11 protein-coding genes are annotated in these 13,934 nt (G+C 69.4%); 10 read left to right on the top strand and 1 reads right to left on the bottom strand.

Annotation, left to right across the window (positions count from 1 at the left end):
* Positions 1 to 15: 15 nt before the first annotated feature.
* From AB0E90_RS38390 to raiA, 9 genes are all read left to right on the top strand, one after another.
* Positions 16 to 216, top strand: a complete 201-nt coding sequence (locus tag AB0E90_RS38390; protein ID WP_360416851.1) for a DUF397 domain-containing protein — start codon at positions 16 to 18, stop codon at positions 214 to 216.
* Between the two features lie 148 nt (positions 217 to 364).
* Positions 365 to 1,207: an iron uptake transporter permease EfeU gene (efeU, locus tag AB0E90_RS38385; protein WP_360416849.1), complete on the top strand. Its 843-nt coding sequence runs from the start codon at positions 365 to 367 to the stop codon at positions 1,205 to 1,207.
* Between the two features lie 54 nt (positions 1,208 to 1,261).
* A complete protein-coding gene (efeO, locus tag AB0E90_RS38380; protein WP_360416948.1) occupies positions 1,262 to 2,353 on the top strand; it encodes an iron uptake system protein EfeO in 1,092 nt (363 codons plus the stop codon).
* 6 nt (positions 2,354 to 2,359) lie between these two features.
* Positions 2,360 to 3,613 carry an iron uptake transporter deferrochelatase/peroxidase subunit gene (efeB, locus tag AB0E90_RS38375; RefSeq protein WP_360416847.1) on the top strand — a complete coding sequence of 418 codons (1,254 nt, stop codon included), beginning with the start codon at positions 2,360 to 2,362 and terminating at the stop codon, positions 3,611 to 3,613.
* Between the two features lie 66 nt (positions 3,614 to 3,679).
* A complete protein-coding gene (mtrA, locus tag AB0E90_RS38370; RefSeq protein WP_360416845.1) occupies positions 3,680 to 4,369 on the top strand; it encodes an MtrAB system response regulator MtrA in 690 nt (229 codons plus the stop codon).
* A 50-nt stretch (positions 4,370 to 4,419) separates the two neighbouring features.
* A complete protein-coding gene (gene mtrB, locus AB0E90_RS38365) occupies positions 4,420 to 6,063 on the top strand; it encodes an MtrAB system histidine kinase MtrB (RefSeq protein ID WP_360416946.1) in 1,644 nt (547 codons plus the stop codon).
* Entirely contained in the window at positions 6,063 to 7,871 is a 1,809-nt protein-coding gene (locus AB0E90_RS38360) for an LpqB family beta-propeller domain-containing protein (RefSeq protein ID WP_360416843.1), read from the top strand. The genes mtrB and AB0E90_RS38360 overlap by 1 nt, the downstream gene beginning before the upstream one ends.
* Before the next feature lie 68 nt (positions 7,872 to 7,939).
* Positions 7,940 to 8,668, top strand: coding sequence for a phosphoribosyltransferase family protein (locus AB0E90_RS38355; protein ID WP_360416841.1), 729 nt, complete (start codon positions 7,940 to 7,942; stop codon positions 8,666 to 8,668).
* Between the two features lie 324 nt (positions 8,669 to 8,992).
* The gene (gene raiA / locus AB0E90_RS38350; RefSeq protein ID WP_360416839.1) at positions 8,993 to 9,613 is read left to right on the top strand and encodes a ribosome-associated translation inhibitor RaiA; all 621 of its coding nucleotides are present in this window, start codon (positions 8,993 to 8,995) and stop codon (positions 9,611 to 9,613) included.
* A gap of 5 nt (positions 9,614 to 9,618) precedes the next feature.
* Here the strand turns inward: raiA and AB0E90_RS38345 are convergent, their stop codons facing one another.
* A complete protein-coding gene (locus AB0E90_RS38345) occupies positions 9,619 to 10,749 on the bottom strand; it encodes a GNAT family N-acetyltransferase (protein WP_360416944.1) in 1,131 nt (376 codons plus the stop codon).
* 180 nt (positions 10,750 to 10,929) lie between these two features.
* Here AB0E90_RS38345 and secA point away from each other — a divergent pair, with 180 nt between their 5' ends.
* Positions 10,930 to 13,833, top strand: a complete 2,904-nt coding sequence (gene secA / locus AB0E90_RS38340; RefSeq protein ID WP_360416837.1) for a preprotein translocase subunit SecA — start codon at positions 10,930 to 10,932, stop codon at positions 13,831 to 13,833.
* Positions 13,834 to 13,934: the final 101 nt, after the last annotated feature.

The raw sequence follows: 13,934 nt of genomic DNA, 5'->3' as shown, positions 1-13,934 counted from the left end.
TGGAAGGGGACTGCCATGCAGGACGCCAATCTCACCTGGCGCAAGAGCACTCGGAGCGGTGCCGCTGGGCACTGCGTCGAGGTTGCGGACGTTCCGGCGGCCGTGCTGGTTCGCGACTCGAAGGACGTCGAAGGCCCCGTGCTCTCGTTCGCCGCGGCACAGTGGAGCGGCTTCATCGCGGGTGTCCGGGCGGGCGAGTTCGACCGCACCGCCTGATATTCGTGGCTTGGTTCGGGCGGTCCCGTTCGGGGGCCGCCCTTTTCATGTGACCTACAAATCGTAGGACCCCTCTTGACGTGCCTTCCGCTCATCTGGCTAAGGTATGCCCAACCTAACTTAGGGCTGCCTTAGCTAACGGAGTGACATGTTCGCCACCTACCTCATCGGCCTGCGCGAGGGGTTGGAGGCCACTCTGGTGGTCAGCATCCTCATCGCGTTCCTGGTCAAGTCGGAGCGCCAAGACCGGCTGAAGCTGGTGTGGGCCGGTGTCATCGCGGCGGTGGCGCTCTCCGTCCTGTTCGGCTGGCTGCTCAACTACACCGAGACCTCGCTGCTGCAGGACTTCAAGCAGCAGGAGGCGTTCGAGGCGGTCACGTCGATCGCCGCGGTCTGCTTCGTTACCTGGATGATCTTCTGGATGCGCCGGGCGGCCCGTGGCATCGCCGGTGAGCTGCGCAACAAGCTCGAGGACGCGCTGGCGGTCGGCTCGTTCGCGGTCGGCTTCATGGCCTTCCTCGCGGTCGTTCGCGAGGGGCTGGAGACCTCGCTGATCTTCTACGCCGCGGTGCAGGGCGCCGACCTCAACGGCGGCCCGCTGCTCGCCCTGCTCGGCGGCGTGGTTACGGCGGTCGCGATCGGCTACCTGATGTACGCGACCGCGGTCCGGATCAACCTGACGGTCTTCTTCAAATGGACCGGGGTGCTGCTCATCCTGGTCGCCGCCGGCATCTTCAAGTACGGCGTGCACTCGCTGCAGGAGGCGCAGTTCCTGCCCGGCATCTCCCACCTGGCGTACGACGCGGCGAGCTGGCTCGACCCCTCCACGTGGTACGCGACCCTGCTCGCCGGCATGTTCAACATCACCCCCCAGCCGAGCGTGCTCGAGATCGTCGCCTGGGTGATCTACCTCGTTCCGGTCCTGTTCCTTTTCCTCTGGCCGGCGCGCAAGCCTGTCAAAGCCGAACCCACCCCCGCATCTCAGGCTTAGGAGACATACGTGCGAAATACCCCTCGGATCCTCGCGCTCGTCGCGGTCGGAACCCTGGGCGGCGCCCTGGCCGCCTGCAGCGACAAGTCGGATGATTCGGCGACCGCGAGCAGTGGCCCGATCACCGTGAAGGCCTCGGACAGCGCCTGCGAGGTGGCCAAGAGCAGCCTCGACGCCGGCACCCACGTCTTCCAGGTCGCCAACTCCGGCTCCAAGGTCACCGAGTTCTACGTCTACGCCGCCGGCGACCGGGTGATGGGCGAGGTCGAGAACATCGTCCCCGGCCTCTCCCGTGAGCTGCGCGTCGAGTTGCCCGCCGGCACGTACCAGACCGCGTGCAAGCCCGGCATGATCGGCACCGGCATCCGGGCCGCCCTGACCGTCTCCGGCTCGGCCGCGCCGCTGACCGAGGACGCCGCGCTGGCCCAGGCGACCGAGAGCTACAGCCGCTACATCACCTCGCAGAGTGAGGCCCTGGTCGAGAAGACCACCGACTTCGTCACCGCGGTCAAGGGCGGCGACATCGAGAAGTCGAAGGCGCTGTTCCCGATCGCCCGCACCTACTACGAGCGGATCGAGCCGGTGGCCGAGATCTTCGGCGACCTCGACCCGAAGATCGACGGTCGCGAGGACGACGCCACCGCCGAGCTGCCGTTCTCCGGCTTCCACAAGCTGGAGAAGGACCTCTGGGTGACCAAGGACATCAGCAAGGACGGCGCCGTCGCCGACCAGCTGCTGACCGACGTCAAGGAGGTCGTCACCAAGGCCAAGGCCGAGAAGCTGTCCCCGCTGCAGCTGGCCAACGGCGCCAAGGAGCTGCTCGACGAGGTCGCCAACAGCAAGATCACCGGCGAGGAGGATCGCTACTCGCACACCGACCTGTGGGACTTCGCCGCCAACGTGGACGGCTCGCAGGCGGCGGTCGCGGCCCTGCGCCCGGCCCTCGAGCAGCGCAGCCCTGACCTGGTGAAGCAGATCGACTCCGCGTTCACCGCGGTCGACACCGAGCTGGCGAAGTACCGCGTCGGCGACGGCTGGAAGTACCAGAACGAGCTCACCCAGGCCGAGCTGAAGGGCCTGTCGGACGTGATCAACGCGCTTGCCGAGCCGATCAGCAAGATCGCCGGAGTTATCGCTCAGAAGTAGGTTCTGATGTCCTCTGATGGTTTCCCGCGCCGGCGAGTGATCGCACTCGCCGGCGCCGGCGTGGCCGGGATCGCCGGCGCGACCGCCGTGGGTGGCGCTCTTATCCGCGGCGGCTCCCCGGAAAATGCGACCGCCGTTCCCGACGCCGTGGCGTTTCACGGCCCGGTGCAGGCCGGCATCGTCACGCCGGCCCAGGACCGGCTGCACTTCGTCGCGTTCGACGTGCTCACCAAGGACCGCGCTCAGCTGATCCAGTTGCTCAAGGACTGGAGCGCGGCGGCCGCCCGGATGACCGCGGGCAAGGACGCCGGCGAGGTCGGCGCGGTGTCCGGCATCCTCGAGGCGCCGCCGGACGACACCGGCGAGGCGATCGGGCTGCCCGCCGCCGGGCTCACCCTGACCATCGGGTTCGGGCCCACCCTGTTCCGTGACGCCACCGGCAAGGACCGGTTCGGGCTCGCCGCGCGCAAGCCGGCCGCGCTGACCGACCTGCCGCACTTTCCGGGCGACACCATCGACCCGGCCATCTCCGGCGGCGACATCTGCGTGCAGGCCTGCGCGAACGACCCGCAGGTGGCGGTGCATGCGATCCGCAACCTGGCCCGCCTCGGCATGGGCGTGGTCAGCGTGCGCTGGTCGCAGCTGGGCTTCGGGCGCACGTCGTCGACCTCGACCGCGCAGGCCACGCCGCGCAACCTCTTCGGCTTCAAGGACGGCACGGCCAACCTCAAGGCCGAGGAGTCCGACCTGCTCGAGGAGCACCTGTGGGTGCCGGCCGCGGACGGGCCGGAGTGGATGGCCGGTGGCTCGTACATGGTCACCCGCAAGATCCGGATGCTGGTCGAGTCCTGGGACCGCACCTCGCTGGGCGAGCAGGAGGACGTCATCGGCCGCACCAAGGGCGAGGGTGCCCCGATCGGGCAGGGCAAGGAGTTCGACGAGCCGGACCTCACGTCGACCTCGATCGCCACCGACGCGCACGTGCGGCTCGCTCATCCGGACACCAACAAGGGCGCGCATCTGCTGCGCCGTGGTTACAACTTCGTGGACGGCTCGGACGGGCTGGGGCGGCTCAACGCCGGCCTGTTCTTCATCGCCTACCAACGTGACCCGCGCACGCATTTCGTACCCATTCAGCTGAATCTCGCCCGGCACGACGCGATGAACGAATACGTCCGGCACGTCTCGAGCGGGTTGTTCGCCTGTCCTCCTGGGGTCACCGACAGTGACGATTACTGGGGTCGTGCGCTGTTCGCATAGCCTTCGGCAGGCAAGATCGGCACCGGGGTACGCGGCGACTGGGAGGACAGTGCAATATTGGACCGCATGAGAGCCCGGGTACTCGTCGTCGATGACGACCCAGCGTTGGCCGAGATGCTCGGCATCGTTCTGCGTAGCGAGGGTTTCCTGCCCTCCTTCGTCGCCGACGGCGAACGCGCCCTGGCCGCTTTCCGGGAAAGCCGGCCGGACATCGTCCTGCTCGACCTCATGCTGCCCGGCATGAGCGGCATCGACGTGGCCCGGGCGATCCGCGCCGAGTCCGGCATCCCGATCGTCATGCTCACCGCCAAGAGCGACACCGTCGACGTCGTGCTCGGTCTCGAGTCCGGTGCCGACGACTACGTGGTCAAGCCGTTCAAGCCCAAGGAGCTGGTCGCGCGGATGCGCGCCCGTCTTCGCCGGGGCGAGGACGCGGCGCCCGAGACGCTCACCATCGGGCCGCCCGGCAACCAGATCACCATCGACGTCCCGGCGCACACCGTGTCCCGCGACGACGAAGAGGTCAAGCTGACCCCGCTCGAGTTCGACCTGCTGGTCGCGCTCGCCCGCAAACCGCGGCAGGTGTTCACCCGCGAGGTGCTGCTCGAGCAGGTCTGGGGTTACCGGCACGCGGCCGACACCCGGCTGGTGAACGTGCACGTCCAGCGGCTGCGGGCAAAGATCGAGCCGGACCCGGAACGGCCGGAGATCATCCTTACCGTCCGTGGGGTCGGCTACAAGGCGGGCACCGGGTGATCGCCCGGACGGGCTAACCTTTCCGCGTGCGTGCCCCGGCCTGGCTTCCGATGCCCGTGCGGCGCACCCTGCGGGTGCTCCGGCGGTACTTCCGCGTGGCCACCCGCCGGTTCGATCGGTTCGTCGCGCCGGCCCGCCGTCAGTGGCGCCGCTCCCTGCAACTGCGGGTGGTGGCGCTCACCCTCATCGCCTCCAGCCTGCTGGTCGGCGCGTTCGGCTTCTTCGTGGCCCAGCGCAGCGCCAACATCCTGCTCAACCGCGCGCAGGACGAGGCCCAGTCGTCCATGGCCAGCAAGGTCAAATACGCGTCCTCCCAGCTGAGCATTGTTCTGCAGGCGCGCGACCCACTCCTGCAGAACACCGTCGACACCACGGTGAACGTGCTGGCCGACGACGACCCGGCCGAGTCCGGCGGGTCGGTGGTGTCCCTGCGCGCCGACCAGTTCACCGAGATCGACCCGGCCACCTCGGCGAACATGGACACCTCCGACCTGATCACCGCCGACATGATTCGTGCGGTCTCCCACGACTCCAAGGTCGCCGAGCAGGTCCGCACCGCCGAGGTGGGCGGCCGGCAGATCAAGTTCCTGGTGTGGGGCTCGCCGGTGCCGACCAGCTTCGGCCACGTCGAGCTCTATTACCTCGTGCCGCTGACCACCGAGGACAGCGCGGCCAACCAGATCCGCACCACCGTGCTGGTCACCGGCCTGGCCCTGGTCATCCTGCTCGGCGTGGTGGCCGGCCTGGTCACCCGCCTGGTCGTGCTCCCGGTGCGGGACGCCTCGCGCACCGCCCAGCGGCTCTCGGCCGGCCTGCTCGACCAGCGCATGAAGGTGGACGGCGAGGACGACCTGGCCCTGCTCGCGGCGTCGTTCAACCAGATGGCGGCCAACCTGCAGCGGCAGATCGTGCGCCTCGAGGAGATGTCCCGGCTGCAACGCCGATTCACCTCGGACGTGTCGCACGAGCTGCGCACCCCGCTCACCACCGTGCGGATGGCCGCCGACCTGATCTTCTCCGAGCGCGAGGAGTTCGACCCGGCCGTGGCCCGCTCCGCCGAGCTGCTGCAGGCCGAGCTGGACCGCTTCGAGAGCCTGCTGACCGACCTGCTGGAGATCAGCCGGTTCGACGCCGGCTTCGCCGCCCTGGACGCCGAGCACACCGACCTGGTCCCGATCGTGCACCGGGTCGCCGACCGGCTCAGCGGCCTGGCCGACCGGGTCGGCGTCACCCTCGAGCTGCGCGTGCCGGACGAGCCGGTGATCGCCGAGGTCGACCCGCGCCGGATCGAGCGGGTGCTGCGCAACCTGGTCGGCAACGCCGTCGAGCACGGCGAGAGCCGCCCGGTGCAGATCACGCTGGCCTGCGACGAGGCGGCCGTCGCGATGACCGTGCGCGACCACGGCATCGGCCTCAAGCCCGGCGAGGAGCGCCTGGTCTTCAACCGGTTCTGGCGGGCCGACCCGTCCCGGGCCCGGCAGACCGGTGGCACCGGCCTCGGCCTGTCGATCAGCGCCGAGGACGCCCGGCTGCACGGCGGCTGGCTGGAGGCCTGGGGCGCGCCCGGCGAGGGCGCTCAGTTCCGGCTCACGCTCCCGGTCCGCTCCGGCGACCGGTTGCTCGCGGCGCCGCTGCCGCTGATCCCGCGGGACCGGGCGATCGCCGCCGCCGACGAGACGTCCGAGGTGGTCTAGTGCGCCGTTTTCTCGTCCTCGCGGCCGCGCTCGCGCTGCTGGCCGGCGGCTGTGGCATCCCCGATGACACCGATGTGCGGGTGATCGGCGCCGGGCCGTCCGCCGGGTTCGCCGCCGGTAACGACGACCAGCCCTCGGAACCGCCCACCCGGCAGGCCGCCAACGACCCCGCGACGCTGGTGACCAACTACCTGCAGGCGGCGGCGGGCGATCCGGAGAACGCGCTCAACCGGGTCAAGGCGTTCCTCTCCGACGACGCCAAGGTCGGGTTCGAGGCCGGCCCGGACATCCGGGTGATCCGGCTGACCAACGACCTGCTCTACACCCCGGGCGACCCCGAGGTCTCGTTCAGCGCGCTGCAGGTCGGCACGCTGAAGAGCAACGGCGTGCTGGAGTCGGCGCCGGAGTCGAAGCCCGCGGAATACAAACTGAAGGTCAGCCCGATCGCCGGTCAGTCCGGCTTCTTCGTCACCGACGTGCAGCAGCAGCACGTCCTGCTGCTGACCGACACCGCCCTGGAGAAGTTCTTCCTGCGCCGCACGATCTACTTCTGGAACAGCGACAACACCGGGCTGATCCCCGACATGCGGTACATGCCGCGCAGCGTGCCCCGGGTGCAGCAGCCGACCACGATCCTCAACTGGCTGGTGAACGGGCCGGCCTCCTGGCTGGGCGACAGCGCGCGAGGCCTGCCGAACGGCACCACCGCGCCGGACAACGTGCCCGCCGCCGCCGGTGACACGCTGCAGGTCACGCTCAGCGCCCAGGCCGTGCCGTCCGGCGACGGCAAGGCGCTCGAACGGTTACGCCGGCAGTTGCAGTGGTCCCTGGGCGAGCTCATCACGCGCACCCTCCAACTCAAGATCGGCAACCAGGACCCGGTCGGCTATTCCGGCCTCGACTACCAGGACAGCAACGTCGCGTCCCGGCTGGTCGACCAGCCGGAGCGCTTCGTGATCTACAGCGGCACCATCCGCCGGCTCGCCTCGTCGCCGCAGTCGGGCGAGGCCGTGCCGGTGGTCAAGATCGCCGACAACAAGGGTTTCTCGGCCGCCGCGATCAGCGCCTCGGCCACCCACACCTACTTCGCCGCGGTGACCGGCACCGGCAAGAGCCGCAAGCTGCGGGTGGCCGTGGCCCGCACCGGCCAGCAGAGCGACCTGGTGGACGTCGCCGGGATCACCGGCGAGGTCGGGCGGCCGGTCTGGGCGGTCACCCCGGACAACGACCCCGGCGGCGCGATCGGCCTGGTCACGGTGGGCGGCAAGCTGTACAGCTTCGGGGTCGGCGGTAAGTCGGCGCCGGTCGACTGGCAGGGCAACCCGGGGGCGATCCGGGCGATCTCGGTGGCGCCGGACGGCTACCGGGTCGCGCTGGTGGCCGGCGGCAAGCTCTACCGCACGGTGCTGGACACCGGCGGCGACACGCTGTCGATGAGCGCGCCGGAGACGCTGCTGCCGCCGAACTTCAGCAGTGTCGCGGCGGTCGCCTGGAGCAGCGAGACCTATCTCGCGGTGGCCGGCACCCGGGCCGACGGGCGGTCCGCGGTGATGGACGTGTCGATCGACGGCGCGCTGACCTATCCGCGGCTCACCGACATCGGCAAGGAGACGGTCACCGATCTCACGGCGTACCCGGCGAACCCGCTGTCGCCCGAGCAGAACTCGGACTCCGAGTCGTACGAGACCGCGGGCGACGCCTGGGACGTGCTCGGCGAGCCGATCAAGATCACCGCAGCCGACCTGGCCGGCCCAGCCGTGACGCCGCAGGCGGGAGTCACCCCGACCGCGCCCTTCTTCCTGGACTGACCCCGCTGATGCGACTGACCCCGCTCTGATGCGACTGACCCCACTCTGATGCGACTGGCGCTGCTCTGATGCCGCTCACGCTCCTCGCCGATCTTGCCGGCCTGGTGCTGCCGTCGCCGTGCGCCGGTTGCGCCGCCGAGCGGGTGCCGTTGCGATATGGGATGTGCGCCGGCTGCGTGGCGCTCCTGGAGGCGCTGCGGCCGTTCCGGACGGCGCCGACCCCACCGCCACCCGACCTGCCCCGTTGCGTGGCCGTGGGGACGTATCAGGGGCCGTTGCGGGGCGCTCTGCTCGCGTACAAGGAGCGCGGCCGGCACCGGCTCGCCCGGCCGCTGGGAATGCTGCTCGCCGCGGCGGTCGCCGAGCTCGCGCCGCGCGGCCGTCCGGTCACTCTGATCACGGTGCCGTCGACCGCTGCCGCGATGCGCGAGCGGGGCGGCGATCACCTGGCACGCCTGGCCGGACAGGCGGTGCGTCGGCTGCGCGGGGCCGGTTGGGACGCTGGCGTGGTCCGGCCACTGCGAGCGTTGCCGAGGCCTGACTCAGCGTCACTTTCGGCCGCAGAGCGCCGTGCGGCGGCTGAGAGTTCGCTGCGAATCCGATCCACTCTGATCGGGTTTCGCCGACGCGCGACGCCGCCGGGAGGCACGCTGGTGGTGGTCGACGACATCGTCACGACCGGGGCCACGCTGGCCGCGGTGACGCGTCGCCTGAGGGAGGCGGACATGCAGGTCACCGGCGCTGCGGTCCTCGCCGCGACCCGGCTGCGACGAGCGGCGCGGGGGAGTTTCTCCTAGTTACTGGCCAGAGGTACCGAAAGGGCCAAAGGTCAGGGATTAGCTATCCGAAACGAGGGGTGACGCGGGAGCATCGGCACGTTAGCGTCTTGGTGACGAGGGTAAGCGAGCTGGCTTATCCGCCCACCGGGAGAGCGCGGGTCACCCGCATCGGACGCCACCGGAAAGGAGTCGTCTCATTCGCGATCGGTCACGCCGCGTGAGCCTCAAGATCTGAGCCTGGCAACCGGTGTCTCCGCACATCATCAGCGCGTCGCATTTCGGCGCCCCCGGCACCCGTCGATCAGGGCGCCCGCAGAACAGAAACGTTGGGGGAGGTCACGAGTGGACATTGTCGTCAAGGGCCGCAACGTAGAGGTTCCCGACCACTATCGGGAGCACGTCGCCGAGAAGCTGAGCAAGGTCGAACGCTACGACCAGAAGCTGATCCGGGCCGATGTGGAACTGTTCCACGAACGCAATCCGCGCCAGGCCGACACCTGCCAGCGCGTTGAGATCACCGTCATGACCAGAGGCCCCGTCGTTCGGGCCGAGGCCTGCGCGAAAGACTTCTACGCAGCCCTGGACCTCGCCATCACCAAACTCGACGGAAGGTTGAGCCGTTCGGCCGACCGCCGCCGGGTCCACCGCGGGCGGCACGCGCCTGTCTCGGTGGCCGCCGCCACCGCCGGCCTGCCGACCGACCTCACCGTGGCCCAACCGGCCGAGGAGCACTCATCCGTCGCCACCGCCCTCGCGGAGCACCCCGAGGACCAGCCGTGGCGCATCGTGCGGGAGAAGGAACACCCCGCCGACCCGATGACCGTCGATGACGCCCTCTTCCAGATGGAGCTCGTCGGCCACGACTTCTACCTGTTCCTGGACAAGGACAGCGGCCGCCCCAGCGTCGTCTATCGACGCCGCGGCTACGACTACGGCATTTTGTCGCTCGAGACCCCCGCCTAGCGGTCTCAGCCATCAAGCCGGGGGCCTTCGGTCAGGAGGTCCTCGGCGAGGAGGACGAACTCGACGTCGTCCACTCGCGTGCCGTCCGGGCCGGGCAGGCGCGATTTGAGGTACGCCTCGCGATGGAACCCGGCCTTCTCGAGCACCCGCTGCGATCCCACGTTCGTCGGAAGCGTTCCCGCGATGAGGCGGGCGACGTCCGTTTCCGCGAACGCCCACAACGCGACCAGTTGGGCCGCCCGCGTCGCAAGGCCGCGGCCGCGGAACGCCGGCAGCATGCTGTACCCGATCATGGCCTGCCCGGTGACCGGCTCCTGGTAGAAGAGCGCGATCTCGCCGGCCGGTGTGCCGGTGGCCGCGTCCACGATCACCATTTCGGCCCGGGTGCCGGCCAGCCAGTGTGCCGGCGCCCGGGAACAGCGCTGCCGGATCTCGGCCAGGGTGGGCGGGATCGGCGGCACGCTGGTCTGCCAGACCTCGGGCAGGCCGCGCAGCGTGAGCGTGAAGGGGGTGTCCTCCGGGCCGAGCGGGCGCAGCGTCACGACCCCGTCGCCCAGTTCGCCGCCGGGCAGGTCGGGCAGCAGCCGGGGGATCGGTTCGCCGGAGTCGCCGGCCAGCCGGGTGAACGCGACCAGATCCTCGCGGCCACCGTCCCGGCCGGGCAGCGCCTCGCGGCGTACTCCCTCGCGTTGATAGCCCGCGGCGAGCGCGACACGCTGACTCGCCGGATTGTCCCAATGGGTGAGTAGCTCGAGGCGGGCGAGGCCGGCGCCGAGGGCGTGCGCGCTCAGGGCGCGTACCGCCGCGGTTGCCACACCCCGGCCGCGTGCCCAGGAGGCGACCCAGTAGCCGATCTCGGCCTGGCCGCGGCTCGGCACCACCTTGTCGAAACCGATGCCACCGAGCACCTCGTCGGTCTCCGGATCGGCGATCGCGTAGACCACCCCGCCGTCGGCAAACACCGAGGTCACGCCCTCGGAGAGGAAGCGTTCGGCGTGGGCTACGGTGAACGGTGAGGGCAGCGGCGGCAGGAAGCGGAAGCAGAGCGGATCGTCGTAACCGGCGGCCACCGCCTCGACGTCGTCCGGGCGATATGCCCGTAGACGCACGCCGATCCCGGTGATCTCCACGGTGATACTCAAATCGCCTCCAGATAGTGCCGTTTTCGTGGGTAATCCTGCCGGAAACGCTGCGCTCTGAGCGAACTTACTGCCCCGTTTCGCGCCCTTTGTGCGGTTAACCGGAGGCTCGGGTCACAGCTTCCGCGGGAGGGTGCCTACGATGGTCGAGCAAACTGTCTAGGGGAGCGCTGACCCGTGTCGATATTGGAAAAGGTCCTACGCGCCGGCGAAGGCCGCATGGTGCGCCGGCTCAAGGCGATCGCGGACGCGGTCAACTCGATCGAGGAAGACTACGTCGACCTCACCGACGACGAGTTGCGTGAGTGCACCGAGTCGTTCAAGGAGCGCTACGCGGACGGCGAGTCCCTCGACTCCCTGCTGCCCGAAGCGTTCGCCGTGGCGCGTGAGGGCGCCAAGCGGGTGCTCGGCCAGCGCGCCTACGACGTCCAGCTGATGGGCGGCGCCGCGCTGCACTTCGGCAACATCCCGGAGATGAAGACCGGTGAGGGCAAGACCCTGACCGGTGTGTTCCCGGCCTACCTCAACGCGTTGAGCGGCAAGGGCGTGCACATCATCACGGTGAACGACTACCTCGCCCAGCGTGACGCCGAGTGGGTCGGGCGGGTGCATGTCTTCCTCGGCCTGCAGGTCGGCGTGATCCTGCCGAACCGGCCCTCGGTCGAGCACCGCGCCGCCTACGAGTGCGACATCACGTACGGCACCAACAACGAGTTCGGCTTCGACTACCTGCGCGACAACATGGCATGGTCGAAGGACGAGCTGGTGCAGCGCGGCCACCACTTCGCGATCGTCGACGAGGTCGACTCGATCCTGATCGACGAGGCCCGCACCCCGCTGATCATCTCCGGCCCGGCCGAGCACTCCGCCCGGTGGTACGGCGAGTTCGCCGCGTTGGTCAGCCGCATGCAGAAGGGCAAGGACGGCGAGGGCGACTACGAGGTCGACGAGGCCAAGCGCACCGTCGCGATCACCGAGCGCGGCGTGTCGCGGGTCGAGGACCGGCTCGGCATCGACAACCTCTACGAGTCGGTGAACACCCCGCTGGTGGGCTACCTGAACAACGCCATCAAGGCCAAGGAGCTCTACAAGCGCGACAAGGACTACATCGTCAACGAGGGCGGAGAGGTCCTCATCGTCGACGAGTTCACCGGTCGCATCCTGCACGGCCGCCGCTACAACGAGGGCATGCACCAGGCCATCGAGGCCAAGGAGGGCGTCGAGGTCAAGCAGGAAAATCAGACCCTGGCGACCGTCACCCTGCAGAACTACTTCCGGCTGTACGAGAAGCTCGGCGGCATGACTGGTACGGCGCAGACCGAGGCCGGTGAGTTCAACAAGGTCTACAAGGTCGGCGTCGTGAGCATCCCGACCCACCGGCCGATGATCCGCATCGACCACCCCGATGTCATCTACAAGACCGAGAAGGCCAAGTTCAACGCGGTCATCGAGGACATCGCCGAGCGGCACGCCACCGGCCAGCCGGTGCTCGTCGGCACGGTCTCGGTGGAAAACTCCGAGATCCTCTCCACCCTGCTGCGCCGCCGCGGCATCCCGCACTCGGTGCTGAACGCGAAGTTCCACGCGCAGGAAGCCACGATCATCGCGCAGGCCGGCCGCAAGGGCGGTGTCACGGTCGCCACCAACATGGCCGGCCGCGGCACCGACATCCTGCTCGGCGGCAACCCCGAGTTCCTCGCCTCGGCCGAGCTGCACCAGCGCGGTCTCGACCCGGAGGAGAGCCCGGAGGAGTATGCGAAGGCGCTCGAGGAGGTCCTGCCCACCTGGAAGGAAGCCTGCGAAGTCGAGGCGGCCGAGGTCACCGCGGCGGGCGGGCTCTACGTCCTGGGCACCGAGCGGCACGACTCCCGGCGCATCGACAACCAGCTTCGCGGCCGCTCCGGCCGGCAGGGTGACCCGGGCGAGTCCCGCTTCTACCTGTCGCTGCAGGACGACCTGATGAAGCGGTTCCGGGCCGGTGCGGTCGAGGCTGTCATGGAGCGGTTCAACATCCCCGAGGATGTGCCGATCGAGTCCAAGATGGTGACCCGGCAGATCCGCAGCGCGCAGACCCAGATCGAGGGCCAGAACGCCGAGATCCGCCGGAACGTCCTGAAGTACGACGAGGTGCTCAACAAGCAGCGCCAGGTCATCTACGCCGAGCGCAAGCGCGTGCTCGACGGCGAGGACATGCACGAGCAGGTCCTGCACATGATCGACGACGTGATCGGTGACATCGTGCTCACCGCCACCTCGGACGGTTACGCCGAGGACTGGGACCTCGACCAGCTGTGGACCAACCTGCGCCAGCTCTACCCGGTGAAGCTCACCATCGAGGACATCATCGAGGAGTCCGGCGGCGAGCGCGGCACCATCGACCAGGAGTTCCTGGTTCAGCAGCTCAAGGACGACGCCGCCGAGGCCTACGTCTCGCGCGAGGAGGAACTCGGCGCCGAGGCGATCCGCGAGCTCGAGCGTCAGGTCCTGCTGGCGGTGATCGACCGCAAGTGGCGCGAGCACCTCTACGAGATGGACTACCTGCAGGAGGGCATCAGCCTGCGGGCCTACGCGCAGCGCGACCCGGTCGTGGAGTACCAGCGCGAGGGCTTCGACATGTTCAACCAGATGATGGAGGGCATCAAGGAGGAAGCGGTCGGGTTCGTCTTCAACCTGGAGGTTCAGGTCGAGGAGTCGCCCAACGTCGTCGTCGACCCGAGCAAGGCCGTGCCGCTGCCGGCCGGCGGGGTGCTGACCGGCGACAACGCGACCGAGTCCGACCGGGTCGAGGTGCGGGCCAAGGGCCTCGGCGGCAACGCTCGCCGTCCGCAGAACCTGCAGTACACCGCGCCCGCGATCGACGGCGAGGCCGGCGACGGCGCTCCCGTCATCCAGCAGCAGCAGGCGCCGGCGCTGGGCCTCGGAAACGGCAACTCGCCGGTGCCGCCCTCGCCCGCGCACGCCGCCGGCCGCACCCGGGCCTCCGGGCAGGCCGAGTCGGGTGGCCCGTCGCGCAACGCCCCGTGTTACTGCGGGTCGGGCAAGAAGTACAAGCGCTGCCACGGCGCGCCCGGACCAGTCTGATCGTTCGCACCGGAACGGCCCGTCGGCGTGATGCCGGCGGGCCGTTTTGTGTGACGGCAAACGGTGGCAAACTGAGCCGATCGCAAGCGAGGGGGTGGATC

Source organism: Actinoplanes sp. NPDC026619 (genome assembly GCF_040638295.1).
GTDB lineage: Bacteria > Actinomycetota > Actinomycetes > Mycobacteriales > Micromonosporaceae > Actinoplanes.
This window is presented reverse-complemented; position numbering and strand designations above follow the sequence as displayed.